We start from the raw sequence: 19,230 nt of genomic DNA on the forward strand, positions 1-19,230 counted from the left end.
CCCGCCCGCCGAGCACCCGCTGAACCCTGCCCGGTGGTGAGCACCGGGCAGGACGGCCGAGGCCGTCAGAAGGTCACCGTCAGCGCCTCCGTGATCCGGCGGGCGGCGCGGCGGGACTCGGTCGCCGGGTCGGCGCCGGTGAGCACCTTCGTCATGTAGTCCTTGATCGGGTTGTCCGCCTCGACGGCGGCCCACTCGGGTGTGCTGGGGGTCGCGCGGCCCTGCGCGGCCCCCGCCGCCATGGCCGCGACCCCCTCCTCGACGGCCACGGACTTCGCCAGCTTCGCCTTGTTCGGCACGTAGTTCATGGTGCGTGCCAGTTCGGTGTCCCACTCCGCGCCGGTCAGTGCGGCGACCACCGCGACGGCGCCCTGTCTGACGTCGGTGTTGCGCGGGACGACGAGGTCGGAGCCGCCGGTGAAGACCGCGCCGGGCCTGTCCGCGCTCTTGCCGGGCACCGGGAAGAAGCCCAACTCGCCGTCCAGGGCGGGATTCTGCTGCACCACCGCGCGGGCCAGTCCGGGCACGGCCACGATCTGCGCCACCTTGCCCGCGGCGAACACCCCCGCCTGGGGCGGGTGTTCCTCGTCCGCCGCCACGGGACCGCCGCCGAGGGACTGGAGCCGCCGGTAGAAGTCCATGCCGCGCAGGGCGGCCCGGGTGTCCAGGGCGCCCTCCCAGCGGCCGCCGTCCTCGGTGGCGAGGTCGCCGCCCTCGTCCCAGATGAACCCGGCGAGCGTGTACCAGTCCTGCCCGGCCAGGTAGATGCCCTGGTTCCCGTCCGCGTTCAGCTTCTCGGTGGCGGCCAGCCACTCGGCGCGGGTGCGGGGCGCAGCGGTGATGCCGGCCTGCTCGAAGAGGTCCTTGCGGTAGATCACGACCCGGTTGGCGGCGTACCAGGGGATGCCGTACTGGTGGAAGCGCTGCTGCCCCGGTTCGGCGAGGCCGGGCAGCCAGTCGTCCCGGCCCCATTTCGCGGCGGCCTCCAGGGTCAGGTCGAGCAGTCCGCGGCCGTCGACGTACTGCGGGACCTGGGTGTTGCCGACCTCGATGACGTCCGGCCCGTTCCCGTCGTCGGCCTCCAGCGCGGCCTCCACCTTGCCGCCGATCCCGGTCCACTCCTGGATACGGATGTCGAGGTCGAGATCGGGGTGGACGTGTTCGAAGTCCTCGGTGAACCGGTCCAGGAACTCCTGCGACGCACTGTCCTTCATCAGCCACACCGTGACCGTCCGGCGGTCGGGCCCCGTACCCGGCAGCACGCCACAGGCGGTCAGGAAGCAGGCGGACACGCAGAGGAGGGCGAGGAGGCGACGTCTCACGGGGGTCCTGTTCTGCCCGGCGGACAGGGCGAGAGGCCCGACGTGGGGGACGAGCGCGGCGCTCGTACGGGTGTCCCGGATTTTGGTATGGACCAATGCGGGGGGTCAAGAGGGACCGGGCGGAAGGGACCCGTCCGGTCCGACGCCTCGCGCTCCGCCGCAGCTTGGGGCACGGTGGAGTGACGCGTGACACACGTGACGAGGCCGTCACGGTCGAGAGGAGCACCCTGATGTCGAAGCACACCTACCGGGTCACGGAGATCGTCGGCACCTCACCGGACGGCGTCGACGACGCCATCCGCAACGGCATCACCCGCGCCTCGCAGACCTTGCGCAACCTGGACTGGTTCGAGGTGACGCAGGTGCGCGGCCAGATCGAGAACGGCGACATCGCGCACTGGCAGGTGGGCCTGAAGGTCGGCTTCCGCCTGGACGAGTCGGCCTGACGGCCCGGCACCCCTCCCGGGGGGCCGCGCTCTTCCCGTACGGCCGCACCTTCCGCACGACCGCGCCTCAGGTACGCCCCTCACCCTCCTGCGCCTGCTTCAGCGCGCCCGAAGGAGCCGTCCAACGTGCCAGGACGACGGCGAAACCGGCCCGTCGGGCATCGGCGCACACCAGTTCGTCGTCGTCCACCAGGACGCGCACCTCCCGGTCGCGGGCCAGTCGGCGCAGCACCTCCAGCTTGGTGCGCCGGGCGGGCCTGCGGTCGTCGTTGCGCCGCATATGGACGCGGCCCTCCGGCAGCCCCTGCGCGGCGAGCCACTCCAGCGTGTCGCGTCGGCAGCGCTCGGGCCGGCCGGTGAGGTAGACGACCTCGCACTCCTCGGCACGGGCCAGCACCATCGCGACACCCTCGGGGATCGGCGGATCCTGCGGCGCGGCCGCGAAGAACGCGTCCCAGTCTCGCGGGCTGCGCTCCAGGAACCGCTGCCGGTGGGCCGTGTCGGCGAGGGTGTTGTCCAGGTCGAAGACGGCGACGGGTCGCCTGCTGCTGTCGGTCACGCCGTCCACCCTAGACAGCCGGTCCCGGCCGACGCCTATTGCTCATGGGATCCATTTTCATATAGCTTCCTCGCAGCTCACCCGAGCCCACCGAGGAGGTTTCCCATGGCCGTTCCCAAGCGGAAGATGTCCCGCAGCAACACCCGGCACCGCCGCGCCCAGTGGAAGGCGAGCACGCCACAGCTCGTACCGGTCACCGTCGGCGGCGTCCGCCGTCTCGTGCCCCAGCACCTGGTGGCGGCGTACCGGCGCGGCCTGCTGCTCCCCGAGGACTGACCCGCGTCGACTCCCGCGGGGTCCCGCGCAGGGCATCACGCCGTGCGGGGAATCCAGCGGGCCCCGCGGTGTTGAACCCCGTATGAGCTCCGTGATCGCCTCGGCCCGCTTCTCCGTCCTCGACCGCTCGCGCACGCGCGAGGGCCACACCGGCGCCGAGGCGCTCCGGGACACGGTGCGGCTGGCACGGGAGGCGGAGGCGCTGGGCTACCACCGGTTCTGGGTCTCGGAGCACCACGGCGTGCCCGGGGTCGCCGGATCGGCGCCCACGGTGCTGGCCGCGGCCGTGGCCGGCGCGACGGACCGGATCCGGGTCGGCACCGGCGGGGTGATGCTGCCCAACCACCGGCCCCTGGTCGTGGCCGAGCAGTTCGGTGTCCTGGAGTCCCTGTTCCCGGGCCGCGTCGACATGGGCCTGGGACGCTCGGTGGGCTTCACCGACGGGGTGCGCAGGGCGCTGGGGCGGGACAAGGACGACGCGGACGACTTCGCGGGACAGCTCCGGGAACTGCTCGGCTGGTTCCTCGGCGGCTCGCCCACGGGGGTGCACGCCCGGCCCTCGGAAGGCCTGACCGTGGCGCCGTTCGTGCTGGCCATGGGCGAGGGCGCGGAGATCGCCGCCCGCGCGGGCCTGCCGATGGTGATCGGCGACCTCCGCGGCCGCGAGAAGATGCGGCGCGGCATCGACCGCTACCGGGCCCTCTTCCGGCCCTCCCCCTGGGCGTCGGAGCCCTATGTGGTCATCTCCGGCACGATCGCGGTGGCGGGGACGCCCGAGGAGGCACGACGGCTCCTGGTCCCGGAGGCCTGGTCGATGGCGTACTCCCGCACCCACGGCACCTTCCCGCCCCTGCCACCGGCCGAGGAGGCCGGGCTGCGCGCGATGACCGCGAAGGAGCGCGGCTTCTACGAGTCCGGGCTCACCGGCCATCTCGCGGGCACCGAGGAGCAGGTCGCGGACGCGCTGGAGACGGTGCTGAAGGAGACGGGGGCGCAGGAGGTCCTGGTCACCACCAGCACCTACGACCGGGCCGCGCTGCTGGACTCCTACCGGCGGCTCGCCGGGATCGTGCACGCGCAGCGGGGCGCCGGCTGACCACGGCCATCGCGCAGGTCACCGGGCGCGGCTCAGCGGACACCGCTCGCCCCGCGCGCATACGATTGCGGGGTTTGTCCCGCCCCGGCAGCGGCCGACCGCACAGCCGAAGACCCGTACGGAGTTCCCCCCCATGACGAGCCCGCCCGAGCCGCACGGCGCCGAGCCGTCCACGAAGGACGGGTACGTCCGGGTCCGCGGAGCCCGCGAGCACAACCTCCGGAGCGTGGACGTCGACGTCCCGCGCGACGTGGTGGCCGTGTTCACGGGGGTGTCCGGCTCCGGGAAGTCGTCGCTGGCGTTCGGGACGATCTACGCGGAGGCCCAGCGCCGCTACTTCGAGTCGGTCGCGCCGTACGCGCGGCGGCTGATCCACCAGGTCGGCGCGCCGAAGGTCGGTGAGATCACCGGACTGCCCCCGGCGGTCTCGCTCCAGCAGCGCCGCTCGACCCCCACCTCGCGCTCGTCGGTGGGCACCGTCACGAACCTGTCGAACTCGCTGCGGATGCTCTTCTCCCGGGCGGGCGACTATCCGCCGGGCGCGGAGCGCCTCGACTCGGACGCCTTCTCCCCCAACACGGCGGCCGGGGCCTGCCCCGAGTGCCACGGCCTCGGCGAGGTCCACCGCACCACCGAGGAGTCGCTGGTACCGGACCCGTCGCTGTCCGTCCGCGAGGGTGCGATCGCCGCCTGGCCGGGTGCCTGGCAGGGCAAGAACCTGCGGGACATCCTCGACACGCTCGGCCACGACGTCGACGTCCCGTGGCGCGAACTGCCCGCCGAGCAGCGGGAGTGGATCCTGTTCACGGACGAGCAGCCGGTGGTGACGGTCCACCCGGTGCGGGACGCGGACCGCATCCAACGCCCCTACCAGGGCACCTATATGAGCGCCCACCGCTATGTGATGAAGACCTTCGCGGACTCCAGGAGCCAGACCCTGCGGGCCAGGGCGGAACGCTTCCTGACGGCCGCTCCCTGCCCGGCGTGCGCCGGCGGCCGGCTACGGCCGGAATCGCTCGCCGTGACCTTCGCGGGCCGCACGATCGCGGAACTGGCCGCGCTGCCGCTGGCGGAACTCGCCCGGCTCCTCGAGGGGACGACCGAGACGGCCCGTGTCCTCACCGACGACCTCCGCACCCGTATCGCTCCCGTCCTCGAACTCGGACTCGGCTATCTCGGCCTGGACCGCGCCACCCCCACCCTGTCGGCGGGCGAGCTCCAGCGGCTGCGGATCGCGACCCAGCTGCGCTCCGGGCTGTTCGGCGTGGTGTACGTGCTCGACGAGCCGTCGGCGGGACTGCACCCGGCGGACACGGAGGCCCTGCTCACGGTGCTGGAGCGGCTGAAGGCGGCGGGCAACTCGGTGTTCGTGGTGGAACACCGGCTGGACGTGATGCGTGCCGCCGACTGGCTGGTGGACGTGGGCCCGCGGGCGGGCGAGCACGGCGGGCGGGTGCTGCACAGCGGCCCGGTGGCCGGCCTGGCCTCCGTCGCCGAGTCGGCGACGGCACGCTTCCTGTTCGGCCGCTCTCCGGCGCCCGCACGTGAAGTCCGCTCCGCCCGGGGCCGGTTGACGGTCGGACCGGTGACCCGGCACAACCTGCGCGGGGTGACCGCCGAGTTCGGGCTGGGCGTGTTCACGGCGGTGACCGGCGTCTCGGGCTCGGGAAAGTCGACGCTCGTCGGGGAGATCACGCAGGACCTGCCCGGCGTGGGCCGGCTGGTCGCGGTCGACCAGAAGCCGATCGGCCGCACCCCGCGCTCGAACCTGGCGACGTACACGGGCCTGTTCGACGTGGTCCGCAAGGTCTTCGCGGCGACGGACGCGGCCCGGGCCAGGAAGTACGGTGTCGGCCGGTTCTCCTTCAACGTGGCGGGAGGGCGCTGCGAGACCTGTCAGGGCGAGGGTTTCGTGAGCGTGGAACTCCTCTTCCTGCCCAGCACCTACGCGCCCTGTCCGGACTGCGGCGGCGCCCGCTACAACCCCGGGACACTCGAAGTGGCCTACCGGGACAGGAACATCGCGCAGGTACTGGACCTGACGGTGGAGTCGGCGGCGGACTTCTTCGCCGACGTCCCGGCCGTCTCGCGCAGTCTGGCCACCCTCCTCGACGTGGGCCTCGGCTATCTGCGCCTCGGCCAGCCGGCGACGGAACTCTCCGGCGGCGAGGCCCAACGCATCAAGCTGGCCGCCGAGTTGCAGCGCGGCCGCCGCGGCCGCACGCTCTACCTCCTCGACGAACCGACGGCCGGTCTCCACCCGGCCGACGTCGAGGTCCTCATGCGGCAGCTGCACGGCCTGGTCGACGCCGGGCACACCGTGGTCGTCGTCGAGCACGACATGTCCGTGGTGGCGGGCGCCGACCGGGTGATCGACCTCGGGCCCGGCGGCGGCGACGCGGGCGGGCGGATCGTCGCGACGGGGACGCCGCAGGAGGTGGCGGCGTCGGAGGAGAGCGCGACGGCGCCGTATCTGCGCCGGGTGCTGGGCACGCTCCGCTAGCCTCGCTGCTCCCGCCAGGCCCGGTGGTGGTCCACCAAGGTCTCCTCGATCGGACGGTAGGTGAGGCCCAGTTCCTCGGTGCTTCTGCGGTTGTCGACCCGGAAGCGGATGCCGAGGTGGTTACGGATGTACTCCTGGGAGAGGCCGAAGGCGGGGCCGAGGATCCGCACCGGCCAGTGCGGGAGGGCGGTCCGGGGCAGGCGCAGGTTTCCCGGGTGGTGCTTCAGCAGGGCTCTCGACATCTGGTGGAAGGAGGTCATCTCCTGCGCCGCGACGATGTAGCGGCCGTGCGCCGCGGGGTGTTCGGCCGCCGCTATGTGGGCCGCCGCGACATCGCGGACGTCGGCCGTGGTGAAGCTGAAGTCCGGGGCGCCGTAGAAGAAGTAGCCCTTGAAGAGCTCGTCCAGAAGGAACAGGCTGCCCGAGTCCGAGCCGGGGGTGAGGGAGGGGCCCAGGATCAGGCCGGGGTTGACGGAGACCATGCGCCAGCGGCTCTGGGCGGCCTCGGCCTCCCAGGCGGCCTGCTCGGCCACCGTCTTGGCGTAGTGGTACGGGTTGTTCTCCACGGTGCTGGTGGTGTTGAAGTACTTCTCCGACAGGGTCTGGTCGTCCATCTCCCGCACATCGGCGTAGTCGCCGAAGATCGCCCCGACCGTGGACGTGAGGACCAGCCGCTCGACGGTCTCGGTGCGCTCGATCGCCGCCACGACGTTGCGCGTGCCCGCCAGGGCCGGTTCCACCACGTCCCGCGGGCCGTCCTTGATCTTCTCCGGCATCAGGAAGGGCGAGGCCACGTGGAAGACCACCGTGCAGCCCTTCATGGCCTCGTCGAAGGAGCCCTCCGTCAGCAGGTCCGCCTCGAAGAGGTCGAGGCGGCCGGGATGAGCGTCCCCCAGCGCGCGCAGCGGCCGGCGCTTGGCCTCGTTCGCCGTCGCGCGCACGGTGGTGTGCACGTGGTAGCCGCGCTCCAGGAGCTGCTGTACGAGATGGGCGGCCACGAATCCGCTGCCCCCCGTCACGAGTACCGTCCGGCCGGCCGGGCTTCCGCTCACGCACGCTCCCCTCAGAGGTCGGGATGCGTCATGATCCCATCAAGGTCGGCCGACGACACCCGACTTGAACGCAATACGTCCGACGGCCCGCCCCACCGGGCCCGGTCGGCGGACTCGACGGAACCGACGGAATCGACGGACTTGGCGAACTCGGCCGGCTCGGCGACCCGGCCTTCGCCCTGGGCCGCGGGCCCCGCCCCCGCGGCACGTACCCGCTCCGGAAGCCTGACCGGGTGCCGGACCGGAACTCCGGCGCGTTCCCCGGTCCCCCGGAGCACCTCGCGCGCACCGCGGAGGCGGCGGCGCACCGGGCCGGGCACGGCGCCGGGCCGACCGGGCGGGGCCATGACCTGTCGTTCGGGCGGGCCGTCCAGCACCTGGGCGCCCGCGGCCGCGGCCAGCGCCCTGCGGTCGGGGTGGCTGCCCGGCGCGAGCACGGGCAGCACCTCGACCTCCGCCACCAGGCCCCGCGCCGACACCACCCGCCACAGGGAGGCGAGCAGCGGATCGTCGCCGACGAACGCGGCCACGGTGCTGGCCGCTCCCGCACGGTCCCGGTAGCGGATGCGTACGGGCTGCACCGGCACCCGGGCGTCCAGGGCGGCCTGGAACACCGCCCGCCGGAAGTGCCCATGGGCGCGGCCGCACCAGGTGCTCCCCTCCGGGAACACCGCCACCGCCCGCCCGGCGCGCAGGGCGTCGGCGATCCCGGCGACCGCGGCGGGCAGGGCCCGCAGCCGGTCGCGGTCGATGAACAGGACACCGCCGCGCGCGACCAGCGTGCCCGCCACCGGCCACCTGCGGATCTCGTCCTTGGCGAGCATCCCGGCCGGGCGGACGGCGGCCAGCAGCGGGATGTCCAGCCAGGAGATGTGGTTCGCGACCAGCAGCAGCCCGGTGCCGGTGGGCGCGGTCGCGCCGGTCACCCGGACCCGCACCCCCGCCGCCCGCACGACGGTCCGGCTCCAGTACCGCACCACGCGGGACGGGAACCGGCCGCCGACCGGCGCCAGCACCACCCCGACCAGGACCAGCACGACCACCGCCGTGAGTCGCAGCACGGCCCGGGGCACGGTCGTGCGGGTCGCCGTCGCCTCCACGCACGCCCGCGGGGTGCAGGGCGCGCTGGGCAGCCAGACGCTCATCAGGCCGGGACGAGGGAGAGGAAGTGCCGCAGGTAGCGCGGGTTGACCCGGCTCATCGGCAGCAGCACATACAGGTCGGCGACGCCGAAGTCGGGGTCGTGGGCGGGCTCCCCGCACACCCAGGCGCCGAGGCGGAGATAGCCGCGCAGCAGGGCCGGGAGTTCGGTGCGCGCTGCCGGGCCGGTGCCGTTGGGGGTCCAGGGCCGCAGCGGCCGTACCCGGTACTCCGGCGGGGCGAGGTGCTTGTCGCGCACCCGGTCCCAGGTCGCCGTCGCCAGCGTGCCGCCGTCGGCCAGCGGGATCGAGCAGCAGCCGGCCAGCCACTCGTGGCCGCGGTCCACCATGTAGCGGGCTATTCCGGCCCAGATGAGCCCGATGACGGCGCCGTCCCGGTGGTCGGGGTGCACGCACGAGCGGCCGACCTCGACCAGGCCGGCCCGGATCGCGTCGAGCGGTCCGAGGTCGAACTCGCCCTCGGAGTAGAGCCGTCCGGCGATCGCGGCCCGCTCGGGCGGCAGCAGCCGGTAGGTGCCGACCACCTCACCGGTGGCGTTGTCACGGATGAGCAGGTGATCGCAGTAGGCGTCGAAGGCGTCCGTGTCCAGACCCGGTTCCGGGCCGACGAGCCGGGCGCCCAGCTCCCCGGCGAACACCTGGTGGCGCAGCCGTTGCGCGGCCCGGACGTCGTCCTGGTCGCGAGCGAGCGAGACGAGATAGCCGGAACCGCCGGGCGGCACGGCGAGAGCGGGGGGTGCGACGGGCATGGCGGTCATGGAGGTCTCCTGCGCCGAGCGGAAGAAGCATGGGGACGGTGCACGGGGAATCTGCACCTGCTTTCTTCCGCGCCCGGCTGGCCTCGGCGTGACCTGCGCGGGGCCCGTGGATGTGCGGCTGCTGAATCCCGGGAGTCACCGCCCCCTCCCGTGCCCCGGATGCCTGGCGGGGCCGGGGATGAGCACCACTCCCGGCCCCGCCCGTCCGCACCTTGTCGGCGAACGTCCGACCCACGGTCCGCCCTACGGCGCTACCGCTTCGTGACTTTCCGAGCGGCCCGCAGCCACTCCTTGTTCATCCCGGTGATGGACACCAGCGGGATGCCCTTCGGGCAGGCGGTCGCGCACTCGCCCGCCAGCGTGCAGCCGCCGAACCCCTCCTCGTCCATCTGCGCCACCATGTCCAGCACCCGGGTCTCCCGCTCGGGCGCGCCCTGCGGCAGCACGTTGAGGTGGTTGACCTTGGCGGAGGTGAACAGCATCGCCGCGCCGTTCGGGCAGGCGGCGACGCACGCCCCGCAGCCGATGCACTCGGCGTGCTCGAAGGCGAAGTCGGCGTCGGGCTTGGGCACCGGCGTCGCGTGGGCCTCGGGGGCGGCGCCGGTCGGGGCGGTGACGTACCCGCCGGCCTGGATGATCCGGTCGAAGGCGCTCCGGTCGACCACCAGGTCCTTGACGACCGGGAAGGCGGCGGCCCGCCACGGCTCGACGTCGATCGTGTCGCCGTCCCGGAAGGACCGCATGTGCAGCTGACAGGTGGTGGTCCGTTCCGGGCCGTGCGCGTCGCCGTTGATGACGAGCGAGCACGCGCCGCAGATGCCCTCGCGGCAGTCGTGGTCGAAGGCGACCGGGTCGTCGCCGCGCAGGATGAGCTCTTCGTTGAGGGTGTCGAGCATCTCCAGGAAGGACATGTCGGGTGAGATGCCGTCCACCTCGTACGTGGACATGGCGCCGTCGGCGTCCGCGTTCTTCTGCCGCCAGACGCGCAGGTTGAGCCTCATGCGTAGCTCCGCTGGGTGGGGTGGACGTACTCGAAGACCAGGTCTTCCCGGTGCAGGGCCGGGGCCTCGCCCGTCCCGGTGAACTCCCAGGCGGCCGCGTACCCGAACTCCTCGTCCCGCCGGGCCGCCTCGCCGTCCGGGGTCTGCGACTCCTCACGGAAGTGGCCGCCGCAGGACTCGGCGCGGTGCAGCGCGTCGAGGCACATCAGCTCGGCGAGTTCCAGGTAGTCGACGACGCGGTTGGCCTTCTCCAGGGACTGGTTGAACTCCTCGCCGGTGCCGGGCACCTTGATGCGCCGCCAGAACTCCTCGCGGATCTGCGGGATGCGTTCGAGGGCCTTGCGCAGACCGGCGTCGGTGCGGGCCATGCCGCAGAACTCCCACATGAGTTCGCCGACCTCGCGGTGGAAGGAGTCCGGGGTGCGGTCGCCGTCGACCGAGAGCAGCAGGTTCAGGCGGTCCTGGGTCTCCGCCAGCACCTCCTGGACGACGGGGTGTGCGAGGGTCACCTCGCCCTGGTGCGGGTTGCGGGCGAGGTAGTCGTTGATGGTGGCCGGGAGCACGAAGTAGCCGTCGGCCAGCCCCTGCATCAGCGCGGAGGCGCCGAGGCGGTTGGCGCCGTGGTCGGAGAAGTTGGCCTCGCCGATCGCGAACAGGCCGGGGACGGTGGTCTGGAGGTCGTAGTCGACCCACAACCCGCCCATCGTGTAGTGCACCGCCGGGTAGATCCGCATCGGGACCTCGTACGGATCCTCGTCGGTGATCCGCTGGTACATGTCGAAGAGGTTGCCGTACTTGGCCTCGACGGCCTTGCGGCCCATGCGTGCGATGGCGTCGGCGAAGTCGAGGTACACGCCCTGTCCGCCGGGGCCGACGCCCTTGCCCTCGTCGCAGACGTTCTTGGCGGCGCGGGAGGCGATGTCCCGCGGGACCAGGTTGCCGAAGGAGGGGTAGATGCGCTCCAGGTAGTAGTCGCGCTCCTCCTCGGGGATGCGGTTCGGCGGACGGTCGTCGCCCTTGGCCTTCGGCACCCAGATCCGGCCGTCGTTGCGCAGCGACTCGCTCATCAGCGTCAGCTTGGACTGGTGGTCGCCGGTGCGCGGGATGCAGGTCGGGTGGATCTGCGTGAAGCAGGGGTTGGCGAAGTACGCCCCTCGCCGGTGCGCCCGCCAGATCGCGGTGGCGTTGGAGTTCATGGCGTTGGTCGACAGGTAGAAGACGTTTCCGTAGCCGCCGCTCGCCAGCACGACGGCGTCCGCGAAGTAGGTGTCGATCCTCCCGGTGATCAGGTCCCGGGCCACGATCCCGCGCGCCCGCCCGTCCACGACGATCAGGTCGAGCATCTCGGTACGCGGGTGCATCTCGATGTTGCCGGCGGCGATCTGCCTGCTGAGGGCCTGGTAGGCGCCCAGCAGGAGCTGCTGGCCCGTCTGGCCGCGGGCGTAGAAGGTCCGCGACACCTGTACGCCGCCGAACGAACGCGTGTCGAGCAGCCCGCCGTACTCCCGCGCGAAGGGCACGCCCTGCGCCACGCACTGGTCGATGATCTCGACCGAGATCTGCGCGAGCCGGTGCACGTTGGACTCCCGGGCCCGGAAGTCGCCGCCCTTGACGGTGTCGTAGAACAGACGGTGGATGGAGTCGCCGTCGTTGCGGTAGTTCTTCGCCGCGTTGATGCCGCCCTGCGCGGCGATGGAGTGGGCGCGGCGCGGGGAGTCCTGGTAGCAGAACTGGACGACGTGGTAGCCCTGTTCGGCGAGGGTGGCGCCCGCCGAGCCGCCCGCGAGGCCGGTGCCCACGACGATGACCGTGTGCTTGCGCCGGTTGGCCGGGTTGACCAGCTTGGCCTCGAAGCGGCGCTTGTCCCAGCGCTCGGCGACGGGGCCGGAAGGGGCCTTGGTGTCGACGACCGGCTCACCGGTCCGGTAGTCCGCGTAGGCGGAGAAGTCGGTCATGTTCAGCTCACCACTCCGGTCATGACGCCCACGGGTACGGCGAGGAAGCCGGCCGTGAGCAGCAGCGCGAGGACGTCGGCGACGGTCTTGAGGGCGCGGTCGCGGGTGCGGCTGCCGACGCCGAGGGTCTGGGCGGCGCTCCAGAAGCCGTGCCGGACGTGCAGTCCGACGGCGAGCATCGCCACGATGTAGATGACGTTGCCGTACCAGGTGGAGAAGGTGTCCACGACGTTCTGGTACGGGTGGCCCTCCTGGAAGCCGCCGCTGTGCACGGTGCCGGTGGTCAGGTCGAGGATGTGCCACACGATGAACAGGGCCAGGATGATGCCGCCCCAGCGCATGGTGCGGGTGGCGTAGCTCGCCCGCGGCTTCTTGTGCACGTACCTGCTGGGCCGCGCCCTGATGTCGCGGCGGCTGAGCTGGTACGCGGAGACGGCGTGGGCGACCACCGCGACGACCAGCACGACGCGCACGAGCCAGAGCGTCCACTCGTAGTGCATGAACGGTTCGCCCACGGTGCGCAGCCAGTGGGCGTAGTGGTTGAACTCCTCCGCGCCGAAGAAGATCTTCAGATTGCCGATGACGTGGACGACCAGGTACAGCAGCATGATCATGCCGCTGACCGCCATCACCGTCTTCTTGCCGACGGAGGAGTCCCACACGGTGCGCGCCATGGACGGTCGTCGGTCCGTCCGCGTTACCAGAGCCATGGGTCAAGACGCTAGGGCCGGACCACCTCATCGGTCCAAGACATGGTCCGCCTCGATTCCATAGCCAGCACCTATCGCGGACGTAGGCTGGGGGCATGCAGTTCCAGCAGCTCCAGTACTTCGTGGCGGTCGCCGAGACCCGGCACTTCACCCGGGCCGCCGAGCTCGTGCATGTGGCGCAGCCCTCTCTCTCACAGCAGATCAAGGCGCTGGAACGGGAGTTGGGGGCGGATCTGTTCCTGCGGGCGCGCGGCAACATCACGCTCACCGACGCGGGCGAGGCACTGCTGCCGCTGGCGCGGCGGATCCTCGCGGACACGGAGACCGCCCGGTACGAGGTGCAGGAGCTGGTGCAGCTGCGCAGCGGGCGGGTGCGACTCGGGGCGACGCCGAGTCTGTGCACGGGTCTGCTGCCGGACGTGCTGCGCGCCTTCCACGACCGCTATCCGGGCATCCGGCTGCTGATCGAGGAGGGCGGCTCGCACGACCTCGTCCGGGAGCTGGCCCGCGGCGCCCTCGACCTCGCCCTGGTCGTCCTGCCCCTGCCGACCCCGTCCCCGGCCCTGACGACGGTGGAGCTGCTGCGCGAGGACCTGGTGGTGGTGTCCTCCCCGGAGGCCTCCCGGCCGGGGCACGGACGGCGGACCGTACGGATCGCCGACCTGGAGGGCGAGCGTCTGGTGATGTTCCGGCACGGCTACGACCTGCGGGAACTGACCGTGGCCGCATGCCGGGCCGAGGGGTTCGAGCCGGACTTCGCGGTGGAGGGCGGGGAGATGGACGCGGTGCTCGGGTTCGTCCGGGCCGGGCTGGGGGTGGCCGTCGTCCCCCGGATGGTGGCCGCCCGGTCGGGCCGGGGCCTACGGGTCACCCCACTCGCCCGCCCCGGCCTGCACCGCGCGATCGCCCTCGCACACCGCAGCGATGTGGCTCCGCCGAGGGCGGCCCGAGAACTCCAGCGCATGCTGCTGGAACGCTGACCAGCACCCGCGCCCGACCCCGCACCTGCGAGGCGGCGACCCTGGCGGTGTCAGCCGTGGGCGGCCGGCTTCAGGACCTCCTCGCACCACTGGCGGAAGCTCGTGGGCGCGGTGTCGGGGGTGCTGGGCTGGGTGGCGCCGTAGAAGCCCTGGGTGTTCTGGGCGTGCGTCATGTCGGCCACCCCCTGTGCCCAGGCCTCCGTGGCGCCGAAGCCCGTCAGCCTCGCCTTCAGGTCGGCGACGGTGATCTGCCAGACCCGTACGGGCCGCTCCAGCACCTCGGAGACGACCCGGGCCATGCCCTCGGGGCTGAGGGCGTCGGGGCCCACCAGCGGAACGTCGGCGTATCCGGTCCAGGAGTCGTCCAGGAGCAGCCGGGCCGCCTCGGCGGCGACGTCCCGGACGGCGCAGGTGCGCACCACGCGATCCCGCGCGAGCGCCTCCGACCACACACCCTCGGCGCGGATCGACGCCGTCTGGCGGAGCAGGTTCTCCATCAGCGACGGCGGACACAGCGCCCGGTAGTGCACGCCCGTGGCGGCGATCGCCTCGTCCATGGCCAGGGAAGCCGAGATCTGTCCCGCGTTCTCGGCGACGCCCCGGCCGAGGGTCGAGACGGCCACCACCCGCTCGACGCCCTGGCCCTCGACCAGCTCGCGCAGCGGATCGGTGAAGGCACGGAAGTGGCCCTCGACGCCGTCCGCCCCGGGCGTCGGCGGCACCAGCCAGAAGATCCGGTCGGCGCCCTCGCACGCCTCCTTCAGGACGGCGGGGTCGGCGTGGGACCCCTGGACGACCTCGACGCGTTCGCGGGTCTGCGGCGAGAGCCGGGCGGGGTCGCGGACGATCACCCGGACCGGTGACGCGGCGTCGCCGGCGTCGAGCACACGGGCCAGGACCTCGCGGCCGATCTGGCCGGTCGGAGTGGTGATGACGATCATGAACTGCTCCAGAGCTCGCGGCGGTCGGTATGCGTCGAGCCTGCTGCCCCGCGCGTCGGAACTGAAGGATCGATCGGCTCGCGGTTGTTACCCTCAGAGCAATACCGATCGGAGGGCCGCCCATGGAGTCCCGCCCGCTGCGCTACTTCGTCGCCGTCGCCGAGGAACTCAACTTCGCCCGCGCCGCCGACCGGCTGGGCATCTCGCCGCCGCCGCTGTCCCGCGCGATCCGACAGCTGGAGACGGAGCTGGGGGCGGTCCTGTTCGAGCGGACCACGCACAGCGTGTCGCTGACCCCGGCGGGCGAAGTCCTGCTGGTGGAGGCCCGGTTCGCGCTCGACGCGCTGGAGGCCGCGGGGCGACGGGCCCGGCGGGCCGCGGCCCCCGAGCCGAAGCTCGCGCTGGCGGTGAAGGCCGACGGGGACGCCGGGCTGCTGGAGGGGATCCTCGCCCGGTACGCGTCCGACCCCGCGGCGGTGCCGGTCGCCGTCCGGCTGTGCGCCTGGCACGAGCAGTCCCGGCTGTTGTGCCGGGGCGAGGCCGATGTGGCCCTGGTCTACGAGCCGTACGACCGCACCGGCCTGGACACGGAGGACCTGGCCGCCGAGCCGCGCGTCGCCGCCCTCGCCGTGAGCCATCCGCTCGCCGCCCGGGCCGCGTTGCGCCTCGCCGACCTGGGGCTGCGCCCGGACGAGGCGCACCGCCACATCGACGAGGTACGCGGCAGGGGCCAGGACCTCGCCCAGCTGCTCACGCTGGTGGGCCTCGGCGAGGTCGTCGCCCTGCTGCCCGCGTCCGTCGCCGACCGCTATCCCCGGCCGGGCGTGGTCTACCGCCCGGTCCTGGACGCGCCTCCTGCCGTCCTGGCCATCGCGTGGCCGCAGCAGTCCCGCTCACAGGCCGCGGCGGCGCTGGTGCGGGCCGCCGTCTCCGTGGCCGAGGAAGCCCGCGAACGCGAGCGCGAGGCGGGCTGACGCTACGCGGCCTCGGGCGGCACCGGGGTCCCCTGGTGGTAGTACATCCGCCAGCCCGTCTCCTCGCTGCGCTTGCGCCACAGTGAGCTGCGCCGGTCATGCCGGCCGTCGAAGTCCTTCTCGTAGGTGAGGTGGATCAGACCGGGCGCCAGGAGGACGCCCTCGATCGCCGACGGCCGGTAGCGAGGGCCGCTCTGCGAGCTGCCCGGGTGCTCGGGCAGCCAGGCCGGCATGTCCTCGTACGTGCAGCGGCGGCCCGAGGAGCCGACCTCGACGAACTCGGGGTCGAGCAGCCGCTCGAAGAGGGCCCGGGAGGCACGCACGGCGGGGTCCGTCAGGGCCAGCTCCCCGGCGATCGCCTCGCCCACGCCGCCGTCCACACCCTCGTCCACGCCGTCGTCCGCGTGGCAGTGCAGGCCGTCGTCCGCGGCGCGGTGGACGTCGTCGTCCTCGTGGGTCACCCGGCCGTCCTCGTGGGTGACCCCCGCACTCGCGCAACCGGGTTGTCCGCTCACCCCGTCGCGTCCACCAGGGCCAGCTCGTGGAGCCGGTCCGGCGGGCCCGGGCGGGCGTAGTACCAGCCCTGGGCCGTGTCGCAGCCCAGTATCCGCAGCTGCTCGGCCTGCGCGCCGGTCTCCACGCCCTCCACCGTGACCGCGAGGTTCAGGCTGTGGGCGAGCGAGACGATCCCCTCGACGATCTTGAGGTCGACGGGGTCCGCCGGGAACTGCTGCATGCCCTGGGTGAAGGAACGGTCCAGCTTGAGCACGCTCACCGGAAGCCGCCGCAGGTTGGCCAGGTTGGAATAGCCGGTGCCGAAGTCGTCCAGGGCGATGTCGACGCCCATCTCGGCGAGCCGGCGCAGCGGCTTGAGCAGGTCGTCGTCGGCGCCGATCAACGCCGACTCCGTCACCTCCAGGCACAGGGCCTCCGGTGCGACACCCGCGCGTTCCAGGATGTCGACGGTGTCCTGCACCAGACCGGGATGGGTGAGCTGGCACGGGGAGAGGTTGACGTTGATCCGCAGGGGATCCGTGTCGCCGCCCCGCTCCCGCCACTCGCCGGCCTGACGGACCGACTCCTCCAGGACCCAGCGGCCCAGCGGCACGATCAGCCCGGTGTGCTCGGCGAGCGGGATGAACCGGTCGGGGCCGAGCACCCCGTGCTGCGGATGCAGCCAGCGCACCAGGGCCTCCGCGCCGCGCACACTGCCGTCGCCGAGGTGGACGAGTGGCTGGTACTCGATGAAGAACTCGCCGCGGTCGAGGGCCGCCGGCAGCGCGGTGGTCAGGCCGTGGCGGGTGATCGCGCGGGCGTCGGCCTCCGGGTCGGCGAGCTCGAAGCGGTTGCCGCCCGCCGATTTGGCCCGGTACATGGTGATGTCGGCGCTGCGCAGCACCTCCGCCGCGCTGCGCTCCCCCGCAGGCCCCTCGACGATGCCGATGCTGCCGCGCACGGTCAGCTCCCGGCCGTCGATACGCACCGGCGCGATCAGGGCGTTCATGATGCGCGCGGCCAGGTCGTCGACCTCACGGCGGGTGTCGGGGCCGGTGGTCAGCGCCACGAACTCGTCGCCGCCGAGGCGCGCGACCATCTCGCCGGGCGCGGTGGCGCAGGACTGGAGCCGGTCGGCGACCTCGACCAGCAGCCGGTCGCCGGCCGCGTGCCCGAGACTGTCGTTGATGGTCTTGAAGCCGTCCAGGTCGAGGTAGCACAGACCGAAGCGCTGCCCCGCGCCGGCGCCGAGCGCCTTCTCCAGGCGTTCGAAGAACAGGGTGCGGTTGGGCAGCCCGGTGAGCGCGTCGTGGGTGGCCTCGTAGCGCAGCCGCAGATTGAGCAGCCGGCGCTCGGTGGTGTCCTCCATCAGGGCCAGCGAGTACTGCGGTGCGCCGTCCGCGTCACGCAGCAGGGAGACCGTCAGGTTGGTCCACAGGGCCGTTCCGTCGGGGCGGCTGAACGCCTTCTCGGTGTGGTAGTGCTCCCGTTCGCCGCGGACCAGCTCGTCGTACAGCTTCCAGGTCTGGGGCGCGTCCTCGGGATGCGTCAGGTCCTGGACCTTGCGGTCGCGCAGGGACTGCTCCGAACCGCCGAACATGCGCAGCAGTGCCCCGTTGACCTGGAGGACGTTGCCTTCCAGGTCGGCGATGCCGATTCCTATCGCGGCCCCCTCGAAGACCGCGCGGAAGCGGGCCTCGCTCGCGTGCAGCGCCTGCGCGACCACGCCCTGGGCCCGCAACGCGGCCTGGGCGATGGCCTCCTGTTCGGCGAGCGTGCGTTCGCGCAGCGCCTGCGCGTAGCCGGCCGCCATGGCGTGCTGGAGCCTGGCGGCGCGGGCCCGTAGATCCTCCTGGGGGCCGTCCTCGCCGCAGTAGAGCACCAGATAGGCGTCGACACAGTCGAGGGAGCGGCTGAGCGCCTCGGGGTCGGTGCAGTGCGCGTCGACGAGGGCGGCGCCGACCGCCTTGCCCGTGTCGGCGTCGAGGGCGCGCTCCAGCAGTGCGCCGCGCAACCGTCGTGCCAGCGGAAGGAGTTGCTCCTCCAGTTCGGACCGGGTCAGCGACGTCGAGGTCACCGGGAACACCGACCGGCTCCAGATCGTCGCGAACCGCCGCAGTCTGTCCTCCGGCCCGTCCGGCTCGGCGGTCACGCCGTACGCCCCACGCCGGCGAAACCGGAGAGGGCCCATGGGTCCTCGTCCTGAGGCGCCGTGTCCGGCCGCCAGTGCGGCATCGGCACCAGTCCGGGTTCCACCATGTCGTACCCCTCGAAGAACCGCGCGATCTCGTCACGCGAGCGCATGATCAGCGGGTTGCGGATGTCCTTGTACACGTCCACCGCGCCCCCGGCCCGCTCCGGTGACAGTGGGATTCCCTCGTACGAGGCATGGGTGAGCAGGAGCAGACTGCCGGGCGCGAGCGCCTCGGTGAGTTCGGCCACCGCCGCGAACGGGTCGTCCGCGTCCTCCACGAAGTGCAGTACGGCGACGAGCAGCAGCGCCACCGGCCGGTCCAGGTCGATCAGTTGCGCGACCTGCGGACTGTTCAGGATCTCCTGCGGCTTGCGCAGATCGGCGGCCACGACGTCGGCGTCGGCGTTGCCGGCCAGTACCGCCTCGCTGTGCGCGACGGCCACCGGATCGTGGTCGACGTAGACCACGCGGGCCCCGGGGCTCACCGCCTGGGCGACCTCGTGCACATTGCCGAAGGTGGGGATGCCGGAGCCGATGTCGAGGAACTGGGTGACGCCCTCGTCGGCCGCGTACCGCACGGCACGGCGCATGAACGCGCGGTTCGCCTGGCTGATCTTCGGAAGTCCCGGCAGGAACTCCATGGCCTTGCGGGCTGCTTCCCGGTCGACCTCGAAGTTGTGCGAGCCGCCCAGGTAGTGGTCGTAGATCCGCGAGACGCTGGGCACCGAGATGTCGATGCTCCGAGGGGCCCAGGCGGGTCGCTCCATCTATCTCTCCAAGGCGTAGGCGATCCGGTGTTCGAGCTGAG

Annotated in this window: 18 protein-coding genes; 6 read left to right on the plus strand and 12 right to left on the minus strand. The window is 72.5% G+C overall.

Annotated elements, in window-relative coordinates:
* Window positions 1-65: 65 nt before the first annotated feature.
* Entirely contained in the window at window positions 66-1,322 is a 1,257-nt protein-coding gene (locus OHU34_RS06415) for an extracellular solute-binding protein (RefSeq protein WP_405765284.1), read from the minus strand.
* Window positions 1,323-1,552: 230 nt separating this feature from the next.
* On the opposite strand from OHU34_RS06415, the gene OHU34_RS06420 reads away from it, so the two are divergent.
* Window positions 1,553-1,768 carry a dodecin gene (locus OHU34_RS06420; protein ID WP_020127554.1) on the plus strand — a complete coding sequence of 72 codons (216 nt, stop codon included), beginning with the start codon at window positions 1,553-1,555 and terminating at the stop codon, window positions 1,766-1,768.
* A 67-nt stretch (window positions 1,769-1,835) separates the two neighbouring features.
* Here OHU34_RS06420 and OHU34_RS06425 read toward each other — a convergent pair whose 3' ends face one another.
* On the minus strand, window positions 1,836-2,327 hold the full coding sequence (locus tag OHU34_RS06425; RefSeq protein WP_142267301.1) for a hypothetical protein: 492 nt from the start codon (window positions 2,325-2,327) through the stop codon (window positions 1,836-1,838).
* A gap of 105 nt (window positions 2,328-2,432) precedes the next feature.
* Here OHU34_RS06425 and rpmF point away from each other — a divergent pair, with 105 nt between their 5' ends.
* The 3 genes from rpmF (at window position 2,433) to OHU34_RS06440 (ending at window position 6,202) form a co-directional block, all read left to right on the plus strand.
* Window positions 2,433-2,603, plus strand: coding sequence for a 50S ribosomal protein L32 (gene rpmF / locus OHU34_RS06430; RefSeq protein ID WP_142267300.1), 171 nt, complete (start codon window positions 2,433-2,435; stop codon window positions 2,601-2,603).
* An 82-nt stretch (window positions 2,604-2,685) separates the two neighbouring features.
* Window positions 2,686-3,699 (plus strand): LLM class flavin-dependent oxidoreductase, encoded by a 1,014-nt coding sequence (locus tag OHU34_RS06435; RefSeq protein ID WP_405765289.1) that lies wholly within the window; start codon window positions 2,686-2,688, stop codon window positions 3,697-3,699.
* A 133-nt stretch (window positions 3,700-3,832) separates the two neighbouring features.
* Window positions 3,833-6,202, plus strand: coding sequence for an excinuclease ABC subunit UvrA (locus tag OHU34_RS06440; protein WP_142267298.1), 2,370 nt, complete (start codon window positions 3,833-3,835; stop codon window positions 6,200-6,202).
* On the opposite strand, the gene OHU34_RS06445 is transcribed toward OHU34_RS06440, so the two are convergent.
* The 6 genes from OHU34_RS06445 to OHU34_RS06470 all read right to left on the minus strand — a co-directional run bounded on the left by OHU34_RS06445 (window position 6,199) and on the right by OHU34_RS06470 (window position 12,802).
* Window positions 6,199-7,254, minus strand: coding sequence for an NAD-dependent epimerase/dehydratase family protein (locus OHU34_RS06445; protein WP_405765293.1), 1,056 nt, complete (start codon window positions 7,252-7,254; stop codon window positions 6,199-6,201). The genes OHU34_RS06440 and OHU34_RS06445 overlap by 4 nt on opposite strands.
* 11 nt (window positions 7,255-7,265) lie before the next feature.
* A complete protein-coding gene (locus OHU34_RS06450; RefSeq protein ID WP_405765296.1) occupies window positions 7,266-8,399 on the minus strand; it encodes a lysophospholipid acyltransferase family protein in 1,134 nt (377 codons plus the stop codon).
* Window positions 8,399-9,163 (minus strand): GNAT family N-acetyltransferase, encoded by a 765-nt coding sequence (locus tag OHU34_RS06455; RefSeq protein ID WP_405772166.1) that lies wholly within the window; start codon window positions 9,161-9,163, stop codon window positions 8,399-8,401. The genes OHU34_RS06450 and OHU34_RS06455 overlap by 1 nt, the downstream gene beginning before the upstream one ends.
* Window positions 9,164-9,423: 260 nt before the next feature.
* Window positions 9,424-10,173 carry a succinate dehydrogenase/fumarate reductase iron-sulfur subunit gene (locus OHU34_RS06460; RefSeq protein WP_230196666.1) on the minus strand — a complete coding sequence of 250 codons (750 nt, stop codon included), beginning with the start codon at window positions 10,171-10,173 and terminating at the stop codon, window positions 9,424-9,426.
* A complete protein-coding gene (locus OHU34_RS06465) occupies window positions 10,170-12,128 on the minus strand; it encodes a fumarate reductase/succinate dehydrogenase flavoprotein subunit (RefSeq protein ID WP_230196665.1) in 1,959 nt (652 codons plus the stop codon). Before OHU34_RS06465 ends, OHU34_RS06460 begins: the two co-directional genes overlap by 4 nt.
* A gap of 2 nt (window positions 12,129-12,130) precedes the next feature.
* Complete coding sequence (locus tag OHU34_RS06470) at window positions 12,131-12,802, minus strand: succinate dehydrogenase (RefSeq protein WP_142268190.1); 672 nt, start codon at window positions 12,800-12,802, stop codon at window positions 12,131-12,133.
* A gap of 131 nt (window positions 12,803-12,933) precedes the next feature.
* On the opposite strand from OHU34_RS06470, the gene OHU34_RS06475 reads away from it, so the two are divergent.
* Window positions 12,934-13,818, plus strand: coding sequence for a LysR family transcriptional regulator (locus tag OHU34_RS06475; protein WP_230196664.1), 885 nt, complete (start codon window positions 12,934-12,936; stop codon window positions 13,816-13,818).
* 50 nt (window positions 13,819-13,868) lie between these two features.
* On the opposite strand, the gene OHU34_RS06480 is transcribed toward OHU34_RS06475, so the two are convergent.
* A complete protein-coding gene (locus OHU34_RS06480) occupies window positions 13,869-14,759 on the minus strand; it encodes an NAD(P)H-binding protein (RefSeq protein ID WP_405765300.1) in 891 nt (296 codons plus the stop codon).
* 122 nt (window positions 14,760-14,881) lie between these two features.
* Here OHU34_RS06480 and OHU34_RS06485 point away from each other — a divergent pair, with 122 nt between their 5' ends.
* A complete protein-coding gene (locus tag OHU34_RS06485; RefSeq protein WP_405765303.1) occupies window positions 14,882-15,733 on the plus strand; it encodes a LysR family transcriptional regulator in 852 nt (283 codons plus the stop codon).
* A 2-nt stretch (window positions 15,734-15,735) separates the two neighbouring features.
* On the opposite strand, the gene OHU34_RS06490 is transcribed toward OHU34_RS06485, so the two are convergent.
* From OHU34_RS06490 to OHU34_RS06500, 3 genes are all read right to left on the minus strand, one after another.
* Window positions 15,736-16,149 (minus strand): DUF4440 domain-containing protein, encoded by a 414-nt coding sequence (locus OHU34_RS06490; RefSeq protein ID WP_235034652.1) that lies wholly within the window; start codon window positions 16,147-16,149, stop codon window positions 15,736-15,738.
* 95 nt (window positions 16,150-16,244) lie between these two features.
* Entirely contained in the window at window positions 16,245-18,380 is a 2,136-nt protein-coding gene (locus OHU34_RS06495) for a bifunctional diguanylate cyclase/phosphodiesterase (RefSeq protein ID WP_230196662.1), read from the minus strand.
* Window positions 18,377-19,189: an SAM-dependent methyltransferase gene (locus OHU34_RS06500; protein ID WP_142267288.1), complete on the minus strand. Its 813-nt coding sequence runs from the start codon at window positions 19,187-19,189 to the stop codon at window positions 18,377-18,379. The genes OHU34_RS06495 and OHU34_RS06500 overlap by 4 nt, the downstream gene beginning before the upstream one ends.
* Window positions 19,190-19,230: the final 41 nt, after the last annotated feature.

The organism is Streptomyces sp. NBC_00080 (genome assembly GCF_045041255.1).
GTDB classification, from domain to species: domain Bacteria; phylum Actinomycetota; class Actinomycetes; order Streptomycetales; family Streptomycetaceae; genus Streptomyces; species Streptomyces coriariae.